We start from the raw sequence: 21,501 nt of genomic DNA, 5'->3' as shown, positions 1-21,501 counted from the left end.
ATACTTTGCGGGCAAAAAAAGACCGAAGCGATGACTTCGGTCTTTTTATATCTGGATACTCGTTAATTACACCGTATACAGGGCAATGGATTGATCTAATGTTTTAGCCTGATTAGCGATGTCACTGGCTGCTTGTGCATTTTCATGGGCGATATGGGAATTTTGACTGGTAATATCTCGTATTGACGTTACGTTACGGCCAATTTCATCGGATACGACCGTCTGTTGCTCAACGGCGGTGGCAATCTGAGTGCTGGTATCCATGATGAGTTGCATATCAGACATTATTTGGCCAATCTTCGACTCTGCACTGTCAGCTTGTTCGACGCTTAATTCACCTTGTTCGTGGCAGCGGCTAATATGTACAACTACCTGACCCGTTTGCTCTTGTAACGTGGCAATAATGCTGGTGATCTCTTCTGTAGATTGACGTGTTCGAAGGGCGAGTGAGCGAACTTCATCTGCCACAACCGCAAAACCACGGCCTTGGTCGCCTGCTCTTGCCGCTTCAATTGCTGCATTTAGAGCAAGTAGATTAGTTTGTTCTGCAATTGAGCGGATCACATCAAGCACTGAGCCAATATTGTCGGACAGTGTTGATAAATTTGCGACTTCATTACTGGTTTTAGATAAGTCATCAGATAAAACACGTATACGATTCTTTGTTGCACTCACTTCTGATAAACCTTCTTGAGCGCCATTGTAACTGTTATCAGCATTGCTGGCGGCACTCTCTGTATTACCTGCTATTTCTTTGATTGTCGAACTCATCTCGGTGATTGCGGTTGCGACTGCATCGGTCTCGGCTTGTTGGCGGCTAATTGCTGTATCAGAATCCACACTACGGCCCTGTAACTGACTTGATGCCGAGCCTAGTTCATGTACAGCTTCTTTTACGTTGCTAACGAGTTCACGGAGATTGGTTAATAAGTAATTAAAATTACTTGCCATATGTGACAATTCATCATTGCCTTGTTCATCTGCAACTGCTGTTAAGTCATGACTTTTCGCTATCGTGGCCATCAAACTACTTAAGCTTTGTATGCGGCGTTGGATAGAGTTACTAATTAACCAAGACAGTGTAATGAGCGCTATTATCACGGCTAATACAGCCACAAGAATGATCGTTATAGTTTGTTGCTGTTGCTTGGCTATCTCGTCATTTAATTGTTGGCTGACATCTTTAAAAGTACGTTCAACTTGATGTGAATACCCTCGCATTTCGCCGCGTAATCCAACTTCGGGTGTATCACCTATCGTTTTGTATTGCTCTATGATTTTAGCCATCGTTGCGCGAAAATCGGTATAGCTGCTACCAAAATCAAGTGCAAGCTGTTGATCATAAAGTGTAAACTTAGCTTGATATTCTAGGTAATATTCATGATTTCCGAGTAATGCGAACATTTTTGCTGTTTGTGCAAGATCGGTCGTAATGAGAAGATTACGGTTATATCGATCTGCTGTTTGCAGTAAACGTTTATAGCTATTATTGAGGCGCTTTAGTAATCCTTGCTCAGGGGTAAGGCCAAGGGCTTGGTAATTATTGACCAGTGCAATCATACTGAGATTATAATCTTGCATTGATGCAGGTAAGGTTGCAACACTTGGCACTATAATATTAAGTGATGTAAGCTCTTTTTCTAGTTCGCTTAATTTCGTTTGAAATAATGCGTAGTTAGCTTTAAATTTGTCGAGATATTTGGTGTCTCGTCGCAGTAAAAAATCTTTTTCATTGCGGCGTAAATTTAATAGCGTAACTTCGAGTTGTTTTACATCGGTTGCGGCATTGTTAATATTCGTAACTTGTTTATTGGCAACCCAAGACATTCCAAGTACCAATAAGAGTGCACTTACCGAAATACCAGTAAGACCTAATAATTTATCTCTGATTTTCATCTTTTACGACATCCTAGCTGATTAACATTACCGATTTTACGGCTTACTCTAAGTTTCGGCTTGATGTGTAATAACTTTAAGGATAAATGGGGGTAAACAATACTATTTTCATTCTGTTGACATAAACATTTTTAAAATTAGTTTGTGATACATAAATCAATTTTAATTAATTTATGTATCTTGATATTGTCTGTTATTTTTAAGTTGACGGCGTATTCCTTTCGAGTGTTACTTATAGGTATTAATTTGGAGACTAAATGCAAAGTATTAATCTTCTGTATTAAACTCCAGTTCGAATAAACACGTTTCTAAGCCTGCTGGTAAATTCAATAAAAGTCGATCGGTATTAAGTTCAAACTCTATGTCGCTAAACTGTATTGCATCTAAAATACTAAGCTGCTCGGAAAATAGCAGTAATCCTGTGCTAACAAGAATAGCGTAATAGCATTGTCGTGACGCCGAGTCTTCTGTTTCCATTATGGTTTTAAATGTTTCTAAAAAAAGTATCAATATTTGTTCTTGTGTTTGATTACGATAAGACTCTTCAAGTTGAATTAATTGAGAGTAGGTGAGTGTAAACTGATGATTAAAGTTACGCATATTAATGCACACGCTATCTTCTTTCTTATTATCATTGAAATTCACGAATCGGGCTAAATTATCGCTTTTTATATCAATAAGAAAGCTCACATTAATATCGTTATACATTGATTTTTTGATCGCCTCAACACTAATACCTTCTTCGTGTAGCGCGCTAATATGATAGTTTAATATCGCTTTTATTAGTTCATCTTTACTTATACCTGCATGCAGCATTTGCTGATAAGTATCAGTAAGGTGGATACCTGCAATATCAGAAGATTGATTTTGATAAGCTGTGCTGCTGATAAAAGATGCGATCACTTGATTTGAAAATTCAAAGTCAAAGCCATTTAAATGAATATACATATCAACTCCTTATTAGCATTCGCTAAATCGGGGAGGAACAACGCAGTTGCTATAAGTATAACGGGTTATATTTGCTTAGTAAGGCAGATTAAGTATTGTCAGTATTTTAAGGTAAGTATAGTAAATCGCGGGAAATGGCGAGGAAGAATGGCTGTTTTTTTAGATAAATATAAAGAGTTGAGCAGAGAAAGTAAAAATTTCTCTGCCTCAACATAGCGTTAATAAGTTAACGTTATTTTAATTTTAGTGGCAGTGTTTCAAATTGAATGCCTGACCAGCCTGTGCGCATGAAATAACGGATGTTGGCATGATCATCACCCTCTGGATTATTTAATACGTCATCACGGTAATAAGTACCGAAACATTCTAACATTTGTTGTTTAGTGAATTTATTTAAACGACCTAATGCGAACAATTTGCATGAAGCTATATTTTCAGTAGCGTCGTTTTCTAGGTAGCCATTGTAAAATTTAGTGGGAGTGAAATCATAGCTTGCATCAATAACAGCGATGACATCGTCGAACTGAATAGTAGTTGGCTGTGCCGCTAGTTTATTTAAAAAGTCATTTAACATGGAGTGTCCCATTAATTTAAAGTATTTGCTATCTTTGCCTAATTTATCATAAATGTTAGTTAAATGAGTGATAATTTACCAATTAGTTTCAATGTTCACCTACTTATTCAATAAATGAGGGATGATATAGTACGCTTTCTCACTCAAATTGTGATTTTTTCGTGATAAGTTAAACCTAGTATTTGATGTATGCTTTACTTAGAAATAAGTGGTAATAAAAGGAATGATTATGGTCATAGATCCTGTAGAGCAATTTAGAACGGTGATTAAAGGAAACATAGAAGGTGTCGATCAAGGGGTTGCTTTACTAACCTCTATGACAAATGAGCAGTATTGCATGCGCGCCAAGCCTTATGTTAATAGTTGTATTGGTGAACATTTACGTCATGTATTAGACCTGTATTATGCGTTAAAAGAACACGTTGGGATTATTAATTATGATGTTCGTCGTCGTGGCGCATTAGTGGAATCTTGTCGTGTGACGGGATTATGTGAATTAAAGCAAATCAAGACGTGGCTACTCTCATTGCAGCCAAGCATGATGAATAATAAAATGATTATGTCGACAGAAATTTCTGTGGTTGATACGTTAGTTACACAAGTCGAGACATCATTAATTCGTGAACTTATATTTGTGAGTTCGCATGCTGTTCACCATTACGCATTGATGGATATATCTGCTAAATTGTGTGATTTTGATACACCTGATAATATGGGTATAGCACCTGCGACGCTCACGGCATTAAGGAATGATTCATCATGTGTACAGTAAGCTGGTTGTTGGCAAATGATGGCTATCAAGTTTTTTTTAACCGAGATGAACAAAAAGGTCGGGCATTAGCCTATTTCCCCAAATATTTTAATGAACGAGGGGTTAAATATTTAATGCCAGTGGATCCGGTCGGCGGCGGTACTTGGATTGCAATTAACCAAGCTGGCTTATCAATATGTTTACTTAATTATTACCAAAAAAATACCCACCGGAAAGATTTGATTAGCCGTGGTTTATTAGTTAAATCATTAATCAGTCATACATCCTTACCCAAGATCCGTTACGCACTCAGTAAATTGCCTTTACAGCGCTACGCTGCCTTTACGTTACTTGTGTTTCCGAGTCATCTTACAGCGCAAACTGGCGATGTTTACGCAGTACGTTGGGATGGTCATACGTTAACAACGGTTACTGCGGTATCGCCAATGATATCGTCATCAGTTGCATTGGCAGAAGTGACTAATTATCGCGAAGATCATCACAATTCTATTTTATTGCAGCATCAGGTCTTATTTTCAGGTGATGGTTGTAATGATGAGCTGGAAATTAAAAACACGCCTGATTTGTTAGAGCCGGATTGTGTAGAAGAGAATATTATTGAGTTGACGAACCTACGCCGTATCGAAGATAAAAACAGTTTAGCGCTGACTCGATTTCATGCCAGCCATGAACCCACACCGTCTTATTTATCTGTCTGTATGCACCGCGATGATGCTCACACTGTTAGTTTTACCCACCTTATCGCCACGCGTAAGCAACTTAAAATGAACTACGTATGTGGTTGTCCGTGCTCATCTAAGCAACATCAGTCTTATGCTTTGTATCCACAGCGAGAAGCTTACGTCGACGTTATTTAATATCGTAAGTTGGTTATACGCCGTAAACCGCTTAGGGTAATACGGCGTTATTGCTGATAGGCTTACTACTTTGCTGATAGAGCATATAAATAGCAATTAATGGTAATACTCCCCAGTAGACGTAGTTAAGGCTAACGGTAGTTACGTTAGACATAACGGTTAATCCTGTAAAAAACATCACAATGCCAAGCTGAGAATAGAGGCTCTTGCTGACTAAATACTGGTAATTAGCTTGTTGTTTCGCCTTATCATAAAAACGTTTATTGAAATATAAACGAAACAATGCAGTAGCAAATGCCACACTGAGTAAGCCTAACCCAATTGTAAAACTGCTCCAATCAGGAGAGATCCAACCGCGGACTAACCAACCACAAAAATAAAGTAATGTCGCGACTTGATATAGTCGGTATTGTGGCTGTTTGTCGATGGTATTTTTGATGAAATAAAAGATTAATCCCAAGGCTAAAGACAGTGCAATGACAGTTAAACTAAATTGACTGGTATCACTGTTGGTTAAATGATAAATACTCAGCACCCATAAATAGCTTTCGAGATACAAAAAAGGCCCATCAACAAGAAACACGATTTTATCACGGGTACTAATCACTGATTTAGCCTGAATATGATCACTACGCTCGTAAACAAATGTCTGCGTTGCGAGTGATTTTATAGTCATGATACAGAAACCGAGCGCTGCCATTATGCTTAACGACAATATAACCCAAGGTTGTGTTTGCATAAAATAGCCGCCAAACAAGATCCCCAGTTTTAAACTGAATCCTAATATTAGCTGTAAATTACCAAACAGTCGCCCGGTATTACTACTATTACGATTACGATTACGATTACCATTACCATTACCACTAGCACCACTGATGCTATTAAAAAGGATTCGTTGTAACATCCAATAGCTACAATTAAATAAGCCGTTGAGTAAGCCAAGTATGATTAAGTTAATGTTTGCTATATGAAAGAGCGCGACATAAATAAGCCCGATTTCTAAGGCGAACGATAAGATGATTAATGTGCGCCAGTAACCTCGGATGAATAATTGATGCCAGCCCCATAATGCCATAACGAACCCCGCGCCAGTCCAAGCGATAAATTCAGTGAGTGGTGCGAGTTCTTGATATTGCAGCCAAATCAGAATGGGAAGGAAGAAGGGCAGTAATCCGATCACAAAACTGTGAGTGGCTGAAAATAAAGTAAAGTGGCTGGCAGGTGTCAGCGTCGATATTGAGCGAGACATTAGAATATGTCTGCTTGTTGATTTTTTACTATCGTAATTAAACCAAGATGCTCAGAAAGATCGTCAGCTTGGCCATAACGTGGATAGTTATGCATGTTCAGATAAGGACGCGAATTTACTTCGAGGAAGATCAGTTTTTGATTGCGGGCATCATGTTCAATACCTTGCTCCATTATCACATCAATACCAAGAATTTCGGCGTCAAACAGAGCTAATACTTTGGCAAATAATTCATTATTGTATGCAGGGATAAGATCGCGCTGTATGGTTTCCACAACACCACCGGGTGCTAATGAAATACGATAAAATAAATCAATTTGTTGCTCTGTATCTGGAATCGACGATAAGGTCAAACCTTGTTTCGCCAGATAATGGATGGTTTGTTGACCCAGCGAAATAGGGTTGTTACACGGATATAGCCCCATTTTTTCACGTACATTATTTTCTGTATGAATCAAGGTACTGATTGTGCTGACACCGTCTCCTTTTACAAATGCAGGGTAGCGTTGTAAAACAGAGATAACACCGGATTTAGTCATCACTACGCGATAGTTTTTACCTTGTAAGTACTGTTCTACGACCGTTGTTGGCCACCATAATTTAGCAAAAAAGATAGCGCGCCACAGCTCTTTATAATTAAGGATCGGAAAATGGCTACCACGAGAGAAACCACTTACGTTTGGTTTGATGACTAATGGAAAACCATGTTCTTTGGCAAATTTAACCGCAGTGAAGGGATTGAAAAAGATTGTGCCTTTAGCGTGAGGAATATTACCTTCAGCAAATTTATCACGAGCTTGCTTCTTGGACCGACAACCGCGGCGAACTTCAAGGCTGTTATAATTACTACAACCGCCCATGAACTTGCTACTGATCCACTTGTAGATTACTTGTTTTATTAGTTTCATCTTGATTTAAAATCCTTGTATTACGACCCCGTTTAGCGGCGATCAACTTATTAAAAAAGATACCTTGTGTTACTTTTTTGCCGTTTAGCTGTTGCGCTAATTGAGCAAGAGAATACGTGGTGTTATACAGTAACTGGTATTTCTGTAACCGGGTCAAATTGTGACTTAATAAACTTAATGGCATAGGAACATAGAGATTTACTTCGACTAATTTAAATTGTCGCTGCAGAAGGGAATCTAATGAATCTGCCTTTAAGCTATATCGTGCAATCGTAAAGTCACCCATACGATTTAACTCTTTCCACAAGGCCTGTTGCTCTGTGACGGTGAGCTGGTCTGTAATATCCTGATATTGGGTCTCGGTATTATAAATACCATTAACGGGGAACTTATCAGTGCTGTTGTTAATGACTTGAGTTATCGACATCACCGAAAATTGACCGGTCTTTTGAGGGTCTTTAACAACAAACACTTCAAATTCGATATTGCCTGTTGCTGCTTCTTGAATTAAATAATTCTGAACCTGATAACCAGGGCTTTCTCGTAATGCTTTCAGCTCAGCATAATTACGGATACAGCTGACGCCCGTTGAATTTTGTCCCCATTCTGGTTTTGCGAATACGGGATAGCGCGTCGGAAGTAAATCACTTCTATCAATATACTGATTTAAACGCCATTCCTCAGGGGTGATAGCATCTAAATCTTGCTTCGAAAATATTTTCTTTTGATTATTGAAATATCGAGCATTAAGCTGAAAGTAACGCCATGGAATAGTCAAAAAGCGAAAGCAAAATGCGAGATAATGTAATATTAATAAGCCGCGTATAATCATATGATTACTCTGCTTTGATTAGTTTTAAGTTAATAGCGCATAATACTAAGCCTAAAATTAAGATTGATACGGCAGCCATAAATAATGAGCCGCCATCGCTTTTGCCTTCATGTAATACTTCAACACCCAGCGGGGTAAATAAGTGAAAGAAAACTGCACCAGCCATGATACCGGAAGACGCTAAACCACCCAACACGTGTATTTTTGCACGTAAACGCATGCTATTTTGACCTGATATTTTATCTTTAATCAACAAAACCAAAGGACTTAGCAAAAGTAGACTTGTGGCTAATTCTGCACTACCAACGACAATTGCACCGTATTGCGCAAAAAAAGTACCTAAATCGACAGATAAGGTTGCAGCCATCCATGAACCGATTGTAGAGAAAATATGCTCTGTATCTGGATGACCAGAGAATTTGTACGGGATGGAAGTCAGGAATATTTTAGCGATCCAAAAAACGATAGCCCAGCTTGCGATAATGTAAATACGTTTTTTTGTTAGCATATTAACAATCCTTTTAATTATGTTTAATACTGTCACTCAATTTATGATGATTTAGTTTAATACGTGAGGCCAGTTTTGGTCCGCTTTTACAATAAAGTTTAGTTTGTCTTTTAACCATTGCTGCCTGATATCTGCGTTGTAGTTTAAGTAAAGCTTACCGTTTACAATCGTCCATTGTGTAGGATCTGAAGAGGCGGTGTCATTTTTAGCGACTGCATAGGCACAATAACCGCCATATTGTGGCGCGTATTTTTCTGGTTCTTGTTTGAATAACGCGAGGTGTTGGCTATTACTAAAATACCAATCTTCCCCTTTATATTCGTAAGTGAATTTTTTTAAGCCTTTAACTGCTTTTGATTGGGTGAAATAAGCAACAGTGTCGTAGCCACTTACTGCTTTACTACTAAAATAACCCGTATAGATAGGCGCTTTAGCAAAACTGTTAAACGAGAATATTAGGCTGCTGATAACTAACAATTTAATTATATATCTCATGTCTATTTATCCTACTGCATTAAGTTGATCTAGTCAGGTATCTACTAGGTGTTGTATATACTATAGCGGTAATTAGATTTATAATTATCACGAAGTTATCACAATTTAATAGCAAAACAGCACATTGTGATATTGTAGCTCTGTTAGCATCCACTCTTTATTGTTTATAGTTTTTACCAAAGGTAATTTTATGGATTTTTATACGTTGGCCTTAGGTCTATTTATGCTGTGTCATGGTAGTTATATTTTATTCACGCGCGCTAAAGCAAAACATCAAAAAGCACGTTTAGACTTTATGACCAAAGCATTAGGTCGACCATTTGGTTTTACCATTTATTCGATTATTTATGTCATCTTACCTATTGGTTTTGGTGCATATATCGCGTACGCAGGTTTCAATAATGTGTCCTTGAGCACAATCTTTACTGGTTAATGGCCTGAGGAATACACATGTCTGTACAAGAAAAATCATATAACGTTAATATGTTGAAGCTTGTTAGAGAGGGTCTAACGGCACTTTCTGATGCGCAAGCACAAAAACGTAGCTTACAAAATCCAGTATCAGAAACTCACTTTCTCGGTAATTGGATTATTAGTGCGTTAAAAGAAAAACGTTTTGATATTATCCTCGCGGGTGATTTGAATATTTGGTTGCAAGAAAGCCGTACATTAGGGCCTAAAGCTAATTTTAAGCAGCGTTTTGAAAAAATAGAGCGAGTGTATACACAGATTTGTGAACTGGAATATAAGAATTTAACGCAGTTTATTTTAGAAGATATTTTGACTGAGTTAGATAATGAAGGCTGGTTGATTGAAACTGAAAGTAATGTGACGGATAAGTTTAAATTAAGCTCAAGCGGTGAAAATTCACTGGTTATTTGTGCTGAAGTTTATGATCGTGCTTTCTCTGATACCGATGGTGTATTAGAAAGCCCGCTTTCAGTCTTTATTCGTCATGGCGATCAGGTATTTATTGATAAAATGTTCTCACACGGCTATTTGGTGTTTGGTTCAACAAACCGTTCGATTGTGAAACGCCATAACCGTTATATTCTCCGTCCGTTTAATCACGCTAAAAAGTTAGCTATTTTACCGACACTAGCAGACTAAATTAGCATGATATGCAGGGATGATCTTGATTGATTATCCCTGTGTTATACGTGCTGTTAGTATCTTATTCATGCCCGTATTTTCGCTATTTATACTTTCAGTATCTTCTGGTGTTGTAACCGTTTTAGCAAATTGTTCAGGCAGAGGTTTCAACAAGCTAAATATTTGCGAAAACATGACAATCACAAACGTAATAAATAGATTGAAATGTTGAATACCGGGTAACGGTAATATCACGCTAAATAAAATGAAAATGAGTGCGAATTTACAAGCATGACCGAGGATCATAAAGGTATTAGCGCGCATTATATTGGCTGAGCCAGTATACAAAAATGACAATCGGGTAAAAATATATTGTGGCAGCAAGAAGATCATCCCACCTAACGCTGCGGAACGTGTCGACTTGTGATCTGTACCAAGATAAGTCGCTGAAACAATAAATAATACGAGCAACAACTGACCTAAAATGAGTTTTAGTGCATAACCTCTGATGGCTAATTCATATGCATTATGTGGCATTTACAGCTTACCCCCTATTAGATGAATTACACATAAGCGCTATTTTACCGTTTTCTCGCGAGTTATGCATGAAAATCTTTAGTTTTGAAGTGTAAATATTCTTAAATATACGAGTAACATTTTATCCAACCTCTACTCTTATTAGAAAATAAAGAGCATGCATTTAATGAAAAACAAAATGTACTCGTTGTTATGGTGCATAACTGAATTAGAAATTGTTACTTTAAAATAAATTAAAATGCGTAGTTATAGCCAACCGCAAAACTATCATCACTTGAATCGCCGTCATCTCCGCGATAAATCAGGGTTACATTTTGGCGATCTGTGAACTGGTAACCAAGGGTGAGGTCGTATTTAGCTTTAGCCATTTGTAAGCCGCCATCTGCGATATTATCAGACCAAGATTTACCTTGAATATCCGTGGTATAAGAGTAGCTACCAAGTGCCCACAGTTGGTCGGTGATCGCGTAACGCGCATACACCATACCAGTGATTACCGCTGAGGCAATATCAATACCGTCACTTGACATTGAGTTGTCCATCGGGAAGTGTTCACTGTTGTTTTCTACAAGTACACCGCCGACATACACGATAGGCCAAATGTAGAAACTGTCACCCACAGGAATTGTCATGTTTGGTCCTGTTTGTACAACCGTCATATTGCCAAAGAACGGGTGTTCTGCATTTACCGCATCAATTGACCAACCTAAACCATTTTCGGTGTTAATTGTGCCCCAACGCAGGCGATAAGAGCGGGCACTAACTTCGTCGCGTGTTAGTGGGTTAATTGCGTCAGCATCTTCATTAAGCATATTTTTAGCTTCAAAAATCACCCCTGTTTTTTGTGTCTCTGTGCTTGATAGCATCAGCATGCCTTTAAAGTCTAATCCCGCGGTACCGTAAGCTAGGCCCAGCGTGGTATATACATCGGTTGGATCTGACATGTCGAGTTGGGCACTTGTTTCGGCTGCTATTGCTGGAGACATAAAGGTTAGTACTGCAAGCGTCATGATCGTTTTTTTCATAATTGACTCCGTTCTAGATGAAATATTTATATGATTGAAAGCTATATTTTCTCTATATCGTTAATGGCATGAGATCATGCTGTGACTTTTGTGAGCTGACGTTGTTGCCATTTTTTACTGAAAAATAAGTAAGCATAAATACTATTGATAATGAAACTGGCGGCACCTGCGGCAAGCATTAACTCGTCATTACGTGGCATGACAACAACATTACTTTCAAACATGGCGGGGTTGCTGAAGTAATACATAAATGAACCGGCTAAGGTAAATGCACGGGCTTGTAACCAAGTGCCTTTTTTAATGAATAATGCGGGAATGGTTGCCGATATGAGTACCATCAATTGGGCTGTCGCTGAGCCTGGGAAATTTAAGTAAACAAAAACAATATTCCATACATCATAAGCAATGATCCAGAATGTTGTCATTGCAGGCCAGACCATGTCCCGCTCTTTACTTTTATCTGCTTGGATACTCATCCAGCCACTTAAAGTGATAATCGATAAGATACCGCCAATGGCATTCAGCACATTCGCCGTATTACCCATACTGAAGTCTTGCATGACTGCTTCGGAGATATTAATGGCGAGGAATGCTGCGGCACCAAATTTAGCCCATTTCATGTTACCTATTTTGGTAAAACGGATCAGGGTGAATAATGCAGCCGCACCGACTACCGAATAAAGTTTTACCCATTTAAACCAGTAAGTAACATCGTAGCTAGACCACAGAGGGATAAGTACAACAGGTAAAATAAAGAACAGTAAGTAGTTACTCCAAACTACGCGACGGCATATTTCGTTCAGTAGCATTAGACCAAGTAATACCAAGAGTACGTGCCCGTAGGAGCGGTATTCATACCATTTGTGGATGGTAAATGAATCACCATCTAGGTTAAAGCTAACGCGATCATCAGCGAAGAATGTTAGCGTTGCACCGTCAAAATCTTTAATTTTAGAGTCTTCGTTGCTGCTAATGATGATACGGTTATCTTGCTGCTGCCAAGTTTGCGGTTCGCTGTGGTTAAATCCCCCCGATTGTTTGATTACTTGTACTTGGTTATTATCTGCAAATTCTAAACGATAAAGCATGCTGCCTTCGCCTGGTTTACCATCTCGTGTACCTTGCCAAACCGTATTTTTAATGTCGGTTACGTAGCTTATATCATTATTGGTTGTGGTTGCATTTACGCCGCTAGCACAGAGCATCAGTAGTAATGTACACATTGCCATAAACATAGCGTTAATTCTGTTTGTCATCATCGTGCTCTCTATCATTTAGATTCAGGGACTGCGTCCATCCCATGGACGCGATTTGTTGAGTATTCACATTGATATAATCAAACCCTTATTTGTTTTCCTCTCATTGCAGGATCCAACTCCGTTCCCGCGTATTCGCTTATTAATGGTTGGTTTTTACCACAAGGTGGCTCTCCAGTCGGGTTGTTACGTTTTTTATTGAAGTACCAAATGGCAAATGGAACGTGTAGTGCAAGGTTGATCGCACCCCAGAACCAGAGCACTTGCTCATTGGCCCAGCTTGAAGAGTCCATTACAGGTGTGAAGATATCGGCGTTTGCACGTACTAGGATATGGAAAGCGAGCGTATATACACGTGCTATGATGTATAGCTCTGGGCGACCTTTGATTAGTGGATATAGCTCTGCGGCCATTAAGATACAGAATGAACTCGCAAAGAAACCCGGGTTTTCACCAAATACAAATGCCAGATTCCATGTTGTGTAAAGGAAGTTCCACGCTGCGGTAGAGTAAAATAGCAGGTCGTTAGGTTTATCACGACCGATCACCCAGTACATACGCTGGCCATTTTTGTAACGTGGAAATGGGATCGTAATACACAAGATCACACCACAAATAGCATTAAAGTGATTAGCTGTTGCGAAGTCTTTAACGGTGGCTTCGGCGATATTGAGGAAGAGTACTGCATAGAGCACTTTTAGTACCCAATCCCCTCGGAAGAAGGATAAGAACTTATTTGGATTATCGTGATATAGCCAAGCGATACGTGCACCACCCACCACAATTGCGGTTGGAATCAGCACACTGACAGTTTTAGCCCAGCGGAACCAGCCATCTAAGTTTTCTGCCCATAAGGGCGCGGTTAATAATGAGAGTAACCAAAATGCAGCGGTCAGTTTTGGGGTCCGGCGCATGCCTTCTACCATTAACAGTAGGAATAATATGTAACCACCCATGGATACAATATATTGCCAAGCAGGAATATTCATACTACCTCCAATCAGTTTATAACTTATTAATTAAGGTGTAGAGTAATGGCTCTAACTTGGTTTTATTATAATTATGTAGCGGTGTTTATTAAGCGATATTGATCACGGCCTACAATGTTAATAACCCTAAATGAGTACTGGTTGGCTACTCTGTGGTTCACATCTGATTTATGCTTTTTTTTTGCGATATGGCGCTGTTTTTCTCTTTCTATGTAGGTCAATCATTGATGTATTTACTGGGTGTGAGATACAGATAATAATATGTAATGTAAAGATAATGCTGACCGCTGTTCATTTTGCTAGCATAAAGTAATCATTATCAAGGAACTGATGAAAATGGACATAGAATCGAGTTACAACACTTTTACGTTAACAGTCGAGAATAGCGTTGCGCATTTACAATTTAGTCGACCTGATAAATTGAATTCAATGAATTTGGATTTTTGGCGTGAATTCCCTGCGGCTATCGCGGCACTTTCGATGACAGATGATTTACGTGTGTTGGTTATTTCGGCGCAAGGCCCACATTTTTGTGCTGGTATGGATTTAGAAGTATTCCAGAGCCCTGATAATTTCCCTATAGGTAAAGAGAAAGCCAGAGTCAGTGAAGCGATGCGTCGTTTTATCATGCAGTTGCAGCAAGTATTTACTGATATTGAACAGTTACGTATACCTGTATTAACGGCTATTCAAGGTGGCTGTATTGGTGGTGCTCTGGATCTTATTGCGGCATCAGATATGCGTTATTGCACGCAAGATGCGTTCTTCACGATTAAAGAAGTGGAGTTAGGCATTACCGCTGATCTGGGCACATTACAGCGTTTACCGAGTATTTTACCGCAAGGTATCGTGCGTGAACTCGCGTATACAGGGCGTAATTTTAGTGCCGCAGAAGCGGATAAATTTGGGTTGGTTAATCAGGTATTTGAAACGCAAGAAGCCATGCTAGATGGTGTGTTACAGATCGCTAGTCAAATTGCAGCACATTCACCATTGGCAGTAACAGGCAGCAAAGAGATGCTTAATTACAGCCGCGATCACGGTGTTGATGATAGCTTGAAATACATGGCAACTTGGCAAGCTGGTATGCTGTGTTTAGAAGAAACGATGACGATATTACAAGCCAAAAAACAGCGTGTAAAACCGGAGTTAAAACCATTACGTAAAGTGACTGGGTTGTTTAGCGGTTAAGCGTTAGCGACTGTATCAGAATTTAATCGGTGGTATTTAAATAGCCTCAAAAACTATAATCCATAAGGGATTGGTCTAGAGGCTATTTTGTTGTTGTCTGTTTATTCTTTAATTCTCGATGGTTGGAATTATCGCTGTGTTTTGCGCTAACGAAAACTCAATCAGTTCCAGCATCTTATCTTGGATCATCGGCAGGCTTCTTGCTTCTACGGCTGTCGCTAAAGGTTCGTTAAGTGCTGTGCTATAACTGCGATAACCTTTTCGAATAGGAATCGACATCGACATTGGAATGCCTTGAGCAACACCACCACCAATTAACTCGATTGCTTGTGCTGTAATTAACACGGTTTTAGGATCGTGAATCGGTTGGAAAATAATACCATTCTCATCTGAACGAACCATTATCCCTGATAGATCTGGTCTCCAAGTCTCATCTAATTGTGGCATGAAACGCCATGCACAATGCCAGTCTTGGCATACAGAAGGCCTTTTGGTATAGATTTTACAGCCACCTTTTTCCATCAAATTTTCACAGACTTGATCGGCAGGTTTTTTAAAATGTTCATCATCAATCTGAAGGACAACGCAGCAGGCTGTACACTCTCCACATTCTCGACCAGAAACTAAATGTGACTCGTTATTTTTACTCAATTCTTCCACCTGCATACGACAATTTAAAAATGATTGATATTTCTAGCAGCTCTTATAACTTAACATTCACTGTATTACTACTGTTCTTTGTTGTGTATAGCCCATCAGTCGCTAACCTATTGAAATAGGATAGCCTAATATTGAACAGGGGCAGAATAGGACTGTAAAAGTTTATTGCTTACTGAATTTTAGATACAAAAAAAGATGCGCTAAGCATCTTAATATAAATCTTTTAACAAAGAGAATGGCGGTGACGGAGGCAGTCTCCAGTCGCTCATAAACTACTGATAGATAAAGACTGATGCGTTTGTCATTACTATCGATGGTACATCTAGTGGTACAAAGCGAATTTGTCATGAAATAAAAATAATTTTATTTACAATTTTGATAGTCGACTTATCGCTTAGATACAGTTTATTCTACCATATTACTGCAATAAGCCATATCCGTTTGTCCTATGTTGATTGCTGTGCTTTTTTTAGCATCGTTTCGAACATTATTTGCATATTAAGGAGCAGTATAAGTGCTTGGTTTTGCCAATTTATTTAATAATTCAGCCTGTCGATAATCTGGCATATAACCATAACTATAACTATAGGCGTAGTTAATACGCCTTGATGCTCTAACTTTTGACTCTACGCCTTGTACTCTTCTGGGCTTTGGACTGCATGAGGGGATTTCTGTTCCACCTATATATACATAAGCAACACAGATTTTTTTATTATTATTTTTTGCCTTTTATGTTGATAACTGAGGCTTCTATTTTGATAACTGAAGTTCCTATTTTGATAACTGACTTCGTTTACGCACCAGCCAAATTCCGAACAATTAATAACTTTATTCTTAAAAAACAATGATTTGAAATATTTTGCAGTTACACTCAGAGCCTCTTAAATTTAACAGAACCAGAGGAAGGTACTAAATGCAGGGCTCACATAACTATGACTATTTGAAAGTATTTACCTTGATGCGAGAGTGCCACAGACGTCTTGATGAAACAGAATCACGATTCTTAAATAAGCTCACGGAACAGACGTACAAGCAGACCTATAAGCAAACTGCTTGGCTAGACCGCATGATTCACAAGTATGATGTCAGTGACTTTGATAACGCAGCGACAGACGCAATACTGGCCAGGGGGAAAAGTAAGGGCAAAGGTAAAGCAGCACAAAAGGCCAAGACTAGAAGGCGTGTCGACCCCCTCACTAAAAGCTACGTTAATACATGTCCAGCAACTAACTATGACAGCATCGCTGTAGAGGCGTTGAAGTCGAAGCACTTAGACAAGCTGAATGACTTTGAGAAGAAATTCTTAAATAATCTAATTGAGCAGCCTTTTGGTCAGACACTTAAGCAATCAGCTTGGCTAGACCGTATTTTTAAGAAGTGTGGTGCTAAGCGTGTAGGGACGTCTGAAGGCCATGCTGGGTCTGAGGATATGGAGCCAAAGCAACGGCAGGCAGCTTTAGTTAAATGGCGTAAGGAAAACGGCAAGTCTACACGAGCAGAAGAACGTGCAGCTTATGCCAAGGCCAACCCAAAGAAGAGCAAAAAGAAGAAAGTTAAAGCTAAGGCTAAGGCAAAACCTAAGACTTAGCAGGGGGCTATGCCGTCTAAAACCATGCGTCCGCGTGAATTATAGCTCCCGGTAGCACACGCTTTCATTTCGAAGGCATAAGTGATAGTAAATTTATTGTTACTTATGTCTTATTCCCTTTCAACTACAGGTGATAAGAGTTAACGCGATTCGCTTATTGCGGAGTACTACACCAACGGCACCGTTATTAAATGGGGTTCATCGTACTAATGTTGAATGGAGATGAAAAATCTTTAGAGCACAGGGCTATTAGGGTTATTAAAAGAACTTTAGCTACCCTAGGTATTACTGCAGGTTTAGTAATATTTGTATTTGGTTCTGCATGGGGGTTGCTGTAGCTATACCTGAGTACAAGGCTGAGAAGCAACAAGAACGCTTTGACGTAGTACTAGAAGAGGCATTAGACGGTGGTTGTAGGTTAGTGCATATCAAGACCAGTAGCAGCAGAGTAGAGCAGACGACCTATGCTAAGTCCCAGTGCGAGGATCTTGTTGTCGAATGGGGCGATCAGTAAGGGGATTAACAGACAATATAACAAACAAAAAACAGAGGACTTTAGCCGTTTACGCTCAAAGTTTTTATGCTCAATACAAAAGAAGCTCATAACATTAGCTATTAGCTATTAGCTATGAGCTATGAGCTTCTCTCAAACGAACTACATCGCACGTAAGTCGTTGTATATAAGGACTAGTGGTTTAGTTCTCAGGTTACATCATGCCGCCTGTAAACATTTAATACATTGATTTTAATTGATTTAAATTGACCATTAGAATAAATCCCCCTACCTATACCCTAGGCTTACTGATACTCTGTAATATATGAGTATTACCATCGGCTAGTACAATAACTCTAAGCCATAATGCCCCAAAGTGTATAGTGCTGTAACCCAATCATAATATGCGAATATAGGTTTGTCATAGATTTTCTTAATCCATCCAGAGCATTTACGCTTATCCAACTACCCTTTTTGTGTTTTATACCGTGTTATTTACTTTACTGAAATCTAATCACGTTTTGTCGATCTTGAACGCACGTACGCTTTCTCAATCACGATGGTTTTGTAATTAGTTATAATTAATATAAATTCAAATGGTTATGGGTAAATAGACAAACAGGCCTAATGAAAAGAGAGTGCACGCCATCATACAAATGTTAGTCATACAACTAGGATGTATTATGAATAAAACGATATCTATCATTATTTTAACTTTGATAGCTGGATGCTCGTTTGAAAATCAGCCATTATCTGAGAAAAGCGAATAGATAGCGCTGTTAGTACATTGCCGTCACGGTTGACCGATAAGTATTCTTCAATTGTTCCAAAAACTATTCGTAAACTGGAATATAAAAAGAAAGAAATATCTTTAGTTACTTTCTCTGTAGAAGGATATGACCAAGGGAATAATTTTCAACCGTTTATTGATGTTTTCAAAAATGAATATAAAAAACGTCAGAGCCACCATTTGATTCGTTCGGAGAGCTTATTCGTTTAGTAGTAAAAAATTATGACATCAATATTGAAAGTATTGACTAACAAAGCTAGCCAGAGGGACGCATTCAGCGCCCCTTTGGCTAACATTAACTGTAAAAGGCGACTTTGATGAACCGCCTATATTAAGATCAGAGAGCTAGAGTAAATACAACACTTACTAATACGGTTAAACCTATGTAAAAAGGGAAAATTGTTTTAGTAATGCATGCATCAACAACATGTTTGAATCCTGAGTATTTATTGTTTTCTATTTGGTTGTATCTTGAAATGTATAATGTCATATTTAAGCTAAAATACTCTTCGTTAGTAATCTTATCTTTAGCCACATAGTCATAGATTTTACGATATATTTTTTCTAAACTTAGAAAATAACCATCTAATATCCAGAAAGCTAATAAGGGAACATAGGCAATAAAAAAGAACAGCTTTGCTGTCCCACTTGCAGCTGATAACGCCATAAGTGCAGCAACTAAAGTTATTGTCCAACCTTTTATGGCAAAACTATTGCTTGCCATACGGGTAACTACATTCTGGATTAACTCAAGGTGAGTTCTTTTATCATCTTTGTCATAACTCATGTTATTTCACCTCACTTAAGGTTCTATCTGCATACACTAGTGTATCGCCTTTGATATTGTATAACTCTGTAAGTGCATGATATCCCTTTGAAGAATCATTTAAACTCCACGACTCTATGTTACTTCTATTGATAACTAGTAGCTGTTCTAAATCTAATTTGTAAAATGCGCTGAAGTCACGAGATCCCGCCTTCTCAAGGATCATTTCCATAGCATCTAAAGAACGAGATTCCAAGTTAGTAGATACCCTACGTATTTTAGGGTTTGAGCGTAATAATGTGCTTGTATTTAGCTCATGCATAATCCATGGTGAGGCTGTGTGAGTTTTTGAAGTGAAATTATCACTTTCTGTGGTATCAAGAAGTGAATTGGAACTTTGAATAAACATCAAGCATTCGCACTCATCAAGCATACGAGTTAATGAATTTGCTAACATTAAGTGTACGTGGGAGGTGGTAAAATTACGTTTATCATAATCATACGTTGTTTTACCTACTTGGAGGCAATGTTCTTCATCGATTTTCTTTTGTAGGTCTAAAGCGTAGCCCCAAATATAAGAATCAATAAACGCTTCAATGCCAAAATGGTGCTTTAACCAAATTGCTAGATTAGTTGCAAAGTCTTTATCTGCATGGGAATGTGAAATGAACACATGAGCCCCCTTAACCATTGGGAACCAACTTTGTTGTAATAAATCAGCGTCATAGCCAAAACCATCCACATAAGCTTGCTGTAGCCCCTGCGCAATTGATTTTTGCTTTTTTTCAATAGCTAATTTATGAATTAGGTAATCAAAGGTTGGGACGTCATTTTTTAGTGTATTTATTAGCTCTGACTCATTGAGTCTATATCGTCTAAACATAGTATTCTCCTTGTTAATAATCGTGTTATTGTAGCAGTGAACAAATGCAGCAGTATATGTTAATTACAGTTAACAAAATATTTAAACGGAATTAAAACAGTTGGTTACACTTATCCCCCTCAGTATTGCAACCAACTATTTTGATCCGCTTAATGCGGAGTTAGCTGTCTAAGGAGAGTCATGAGTAACTCAAAGGAATTCGAAATTGCATTATCTTTCGCAGGTGAAGATAGAGAGTATGTGGATCAGGTCGCAAACCTATTAAGAGATTCAGGGGTAAAGGTATTCTATGACCTTTTTGAAGAAGCAAATCTGTGGGGTAAAAATCTTTATGATTACCTGACTGACATATATATGAATAAAGCACTGTATACTATTATGTTTATTTCAGATGATTATTCTAAGAAGTTATGGACGGGACATGAGCGCCAAGCTATGCAAGCTCGTGCATTCCAAGAAAACCAAGAGTATATACTTCCAGTGCGGTTTGATGAAACTCCAATCCCTGGTGTGCTTCCTACAACTGGATACATTGACATTTCTGAAAAATCACCAGAAGAGTTTGTTGAGGTGATTCATAAAAAGTTAGTTAATAGTGGTAAAACAGTCCCAACGCAGAGTGTGCGAAAGTCCCTATTTACTACAAATACTATACCTAAGATTGATCCGTCAGTTTCAAAAATAACTGTAACGTCAACACTTGGAAACCCGATTGAAGGTGCTACTGTCGTAGCGATAGCGGATAATAATACTACCAAGTCTGCGTCGTCTGAAAATAACGGAATAGCTGAGCTAATTATCTCAACAAGACGAAATTATCAACTTATGGTTTCCCATCCTGATTATCCTGGGGCAATTGTTCAATCATGGGATTCTGCAGATGATCTAAAAGTTGTTTTAGCTTCTACTGATAATACAGGATCTGTCATCTGCATGAGTACGGGATATATTCCAGGTCTACAAGGTAGGTTAAATCCCATTTTAGACACAAGTAACCGAACATATTTGTATGCAGATAATATAGCTATTGATGGTGGTAAAAACCAACCAGTTACTTTTTCAATTGATGCTCCATTTGAGCTTGAAGATTGTGACGGTATAATCATGCAGGTAAAAGTTTTACACATACAAGGTAGAACTTCATTACTGCAGTTCGTACATGCCAAGTATGATTGCTAATAAATAAGGACAG

22 protein-coding genes are annotated in these 21,501 nt (G+C 38.5%); 7 read left to right on the top strand and 15 right to left on the bottom strand.

Features of this window, described 5'->3' with window-relative positions; translation table 11 throughout:
- Positions 1-66: 66 nt before the first annotated feature.
- From HWV02_RS17480 to HWV02_RS17470, 3 genes are all read right to left on the bottom strand, one after another.
- The gene (locus HWV02_RS17480; RefSeq protein ID WP_211672694.1) at positions 67-1,896 is read right to left on the bottom strand and encodes a methyl-accepting chemotaxis protein; all 1,830 of its coding nucleotides are present in this window, start codon (positions 1,894-1,896) and stop codon (positions 67-69) included.
- Positions 1,897-2,163: 267 nt separating this feature from the next.
- On the bottom strand, positions 2,164-2,844 hold the full coding sequence (locus HWV02_RS17475; RefSeq protein ID WP_045109401.1) for a hypothetical protein: 681 nt from the start codon (positions 2,842-2,844) through the stop codon (positions 2,164-2,166).
- Positions 2,845-3,076: 232 nt separating this feature from the next.
- Positions 3,077-3,418: a HopJ type III effector protein gene (locus HWV02_RS17470; protein WP_211676979.1), complete on the bottom strand. Its 342-nt coding sequence runs from the start codon at positions 3,416-3,418 to the stop codon at positions 3,077-3,079.
- Between the two features lie 229 nt (positions 3,419-3,647).
- Between HWV02_RS17470 and HWV02_RS17465 the strand changes: the two genes are divergently transcribed.
- Positions 3,648-4,190 carry a hypothetical protein gene (locus HWV02_RS17465; RefSeq protein WP_211676978.1) on the top strand — a complete coding sequence of 181 codons (543 nt, stop codon included), beginning with the start codon at positions 3,648-3,650 and terminating at the stop codon, positions 4,188-4,190.
- Positions 4,178-5,047, top strand: a complete 870-nt coding sequence (locus HWV02_RS17460) for an NRDE family protein (RefSeq protein WP_211676977.1) — start codon at positions 4,178-4,180, stop codon at positions 5,045-5,047. The genes HWV02_RS17465 and HWV02_RS17460 overlap by 13 nt, the downstream gene beginning before the upstream one ends.
- Before the next feature lie 31 nt (positions 5,048-5,078).
- Here the strand turns inward: HWV02_RS17460 and HWV02_RS17455 are convergent, their stop codons facing one another.
- The 5 genes from HWV02_RS17455 to HWV02_RS17435 are packed head-to-tail and all read right to left on the bottom strand — an operon-like array spanning position 5,079 to position 9,039.
- On the bottom strand, positions 5,079-6,296 hold the full coding sequence (locus HWV02_RS17455) for a hypothetical protein (protein ID WP_211688949.1): 1,218 nt from the start codon (positions 6,294-6,296) through the stop codon (positions 5,079-5,081).
- Entirely contained in the window at positions 6,296-7,204 is a 909-nt protein-coding gene (locus HWV02_RS17450; protein ID WP_211688947.1) for a cyanophycin synthetase, read from the bottom strand. Before HWV02_RS17450 ends, HWV02_RS17455 begins: the two co-directional genes overlap by 1 nt.
- A complete protein-coding gene (locus HWV02_RS17445; RefSeq protein WP_211688945.1) occupies positions 7,164-8,036 on the bottom strand; it encodes a hypothetical protein in 873 nt (290 codons plus the stop codon). The genes HWV02_RS17450 and HWV02_RS17445 overlap by 41 nt, the downstream gene beginning before the upstream one ends.
- Positions 8,037-8,040: 4 nt before the next feature.
- Positions 8,041-8,544: a hypothetical protein gene (locus tag HWV02_RS17440; RefSeq protein ID WP_211676973.1), complete on the bottom strand. Its 504-nt coding sequence runs from the start codon at positions 8,542-8,544 to the stop codon at positions 8,041-8,043.
- A 51-nt stretch (positions 8,545-8,595) separates the two neighbouring features.
- Positions 8,596-9,039: a YHS domain-containing (seleno)protein gene (locus tag HWV02_RS17435; RefSeq protein ID WP_211672685.1), complete on the bottom strand. Its 444-nt coding sequence runs from the start codon at positions 9,037-9,039 to the stop codon at positions 8,596-8,598.
- A gap of 190 nt (positions 9,040-9,229) precedes the next feature.
- Here HWV02_RS17435 and HWV02_RS17430 point away from each other — a divergent pair, with 190 nt between their 5' ends.
- The gene (locus tag HWV02_RS17430; protein WP_211672684.1) at positions 9,230-9,472 is read left to right on the top strand and encodes a hypothetical protein; all 243 of its coding nucleotides are present in this window, start codon (positions 9,230-9,232) and stop codon (positions 9,470-9,472) included.
- Between the two features lie 17 nt (positions 9,473-9,489).
- A complete protein-coding gene (locus HWV02_RS17425; RefSeq protein ID WP_211676972.1) occupies positions 9,490-10,149 on the top strand; it encodes a DUF2913 family protein in 660 nt (219 codons plus the stop codon).
- A 33-nt stretch (positions 10,150-10,182) separates the two neighbouring features.
- Here the strand turns inward: HWV02_RS17425 and HWV02_RS17420 are convergent, their stop codons facing one another.
- The 4 genes from HWV02_RS17420 to HWV02_RS17405 all read right to left on the bottom strand — a co-directional run bounded on the left by HWV02_RS17420 (position 10,183) and on the right by HWV02_RS17405 (position 13,938).
- On the bottom strand, positions 10,183-10,668 hold the full coding sequence (locus tag HWV02_RS17420) for an ATP synthase subunit I (RefSeq protein ID WP_255546891.1): 486 nt from the start codon (positions 10,666-10,668) through the stop codon (positions 10,183-10,185).
- 233 nt (positions 10,669-10,901) lie between these two features.
- Positions 10,902-11,693, bottom strand: coding sequence for a hypothetical protein (locus tag HWV02_RS17415; RefSeq protein WP_211676971.1), 792 nt, complete (start codon positions 11,691-11,693; stop codon positions 10,902-10,904).
- Between the two features lie 74 nt (positions 11,694-11,767).
- The gene (locus HWV02_RS17410; RefSeq protein ID WP_255546890.1) at positions 11,768-12,952 is read right to left on the bottom strand and encodes a DUF5692 family protein; all 1,185 of its coding nucleotides are present in this window, start codon (positions 12,950-12,952) and stop codon (positions 11,768-11,770) included.
- Between the two features lie 77 nt (positions 12,953-13,029).
- The gene (locus tag HWV02_RS17405; RefSeq protein ID WP_211688943.1) at positions 13,030-13,938 is read right to left on the bottom strand and encodes a hypothetical protein; all 909 of its coding nucleotides are present in this window, start codon (positions 13,936-13,938) and stop codon (positions 13,030-13,032) included.
- A 336-nt stretch (positions 13,939-14,274) separates the two neighbouring features.
- Here HWV02_RS17405 and HWV02_RS17400 point away from each other — a divergent pair, with 336 nt between their 5' ends.
- A complete protein-coding gene (locus HWV02_RS17400) occupies positions 14,275-15,129 on the top strand; it encodes a crotonase/enoyl-CoA hydratase family protein (protein WP_211680291.1) in 855 nt (284 codons plus the stop codon).
- Between the two features lie 108 nt (positions 15,130-15,237).
- Here HWV02_RS17400 and HWV02_RS17395 read toward each other — a convergent pair whose 3' ends face one another.
- On the bottom strand, positions 15,238-15,780 hold the full coding sequence (locus HWV02_RS17395; protein ID WP_211688942.1) for a hypothetical protein: 543 nt from the start codon (positions 15,778-15,780) through the stop codon (positions 15,238-15,240).
- 922 nt (positions 15,781-16,702) lie between these two features.
- On the opposite strand from HWV02_RS17395, the gene HWV02_RS17390 reads away from it, so the two are divergent.
- A complete protein-coding gene (locus HWV02_RS17390) occupies positions 16,703-17,377 on the top strand; it encodes a hypothetical protein (RefSeq protein WP_211688940.1) in 675 nt (224 codons plus the stop codon).
- Between the two features lie 1,620 nt (positions 17,378-18,997).
- Here HWV02_RS17390 and HWV02_RS17385 read toward each other — a convergent pair.
- Together HWV02_RS17385 and HWV02_RS17380 are read right to left on the bottom strand one after the other, a co-directional pair.
- Positions 18,998-19,447, bottom strand: a complete 450-nt coding sequence (locus tag HWV02_RS17385; RefSeq protein ID WP_211688938.1) for a hypothetical protein — start codon at positions 19,445-19,447, stop codon at positions 18,998-19,000.
- Position 19,448: 1 nt separating this feature from the next.
- The gene (locus tag HWV02_RS17380; RefSeq protein WP_211688936.1) at positions 19,449-20,309 is read right to left on the bottom strand and encodes a toll/interleukin-1 receptor domain-containing protein; all 861 of its coding nucleotides are present in this window, start codon (positions 20,307-20,309) and stop codon (positions 19,449-19,451) included.
- 180 nt (positions 20,310-20,489) lie between these two features.
- Here HWV02_RS17380 and HWV02_RS17375 point away from each other — a divergent pair, with 180 nt between their 5' ends.
- The gene (locus HWV02_RS17375; protein ID WP_211688934.1) at positions 20,490-21,488 is read left to right on the top strand and encodes a TIR domain-containing protein; all 999 of its coding nucleotides are present in this window, start codon (positions 20,490-20,492) and stop codon (positions 21,486-21,488) included.
- Positions 21,489-21,501: the final 13 nt, after the last annotated feature.

The sequence above is a fragment of the Moritella sp. 28 genome, from assembly GCF_018219435.1.
In the GTDB taxonomy this organism is placed as follows: Bacteria; Pseudomonadota; Gammaproteobacteria; order Enterobacterales; family Moritellaceae; genus Moritella.
The sequence above is the reverse complement of the archived record's forward strand: the minus strand, read 5'-3'. Positions and strand labels throughout refer to the sequence as shown.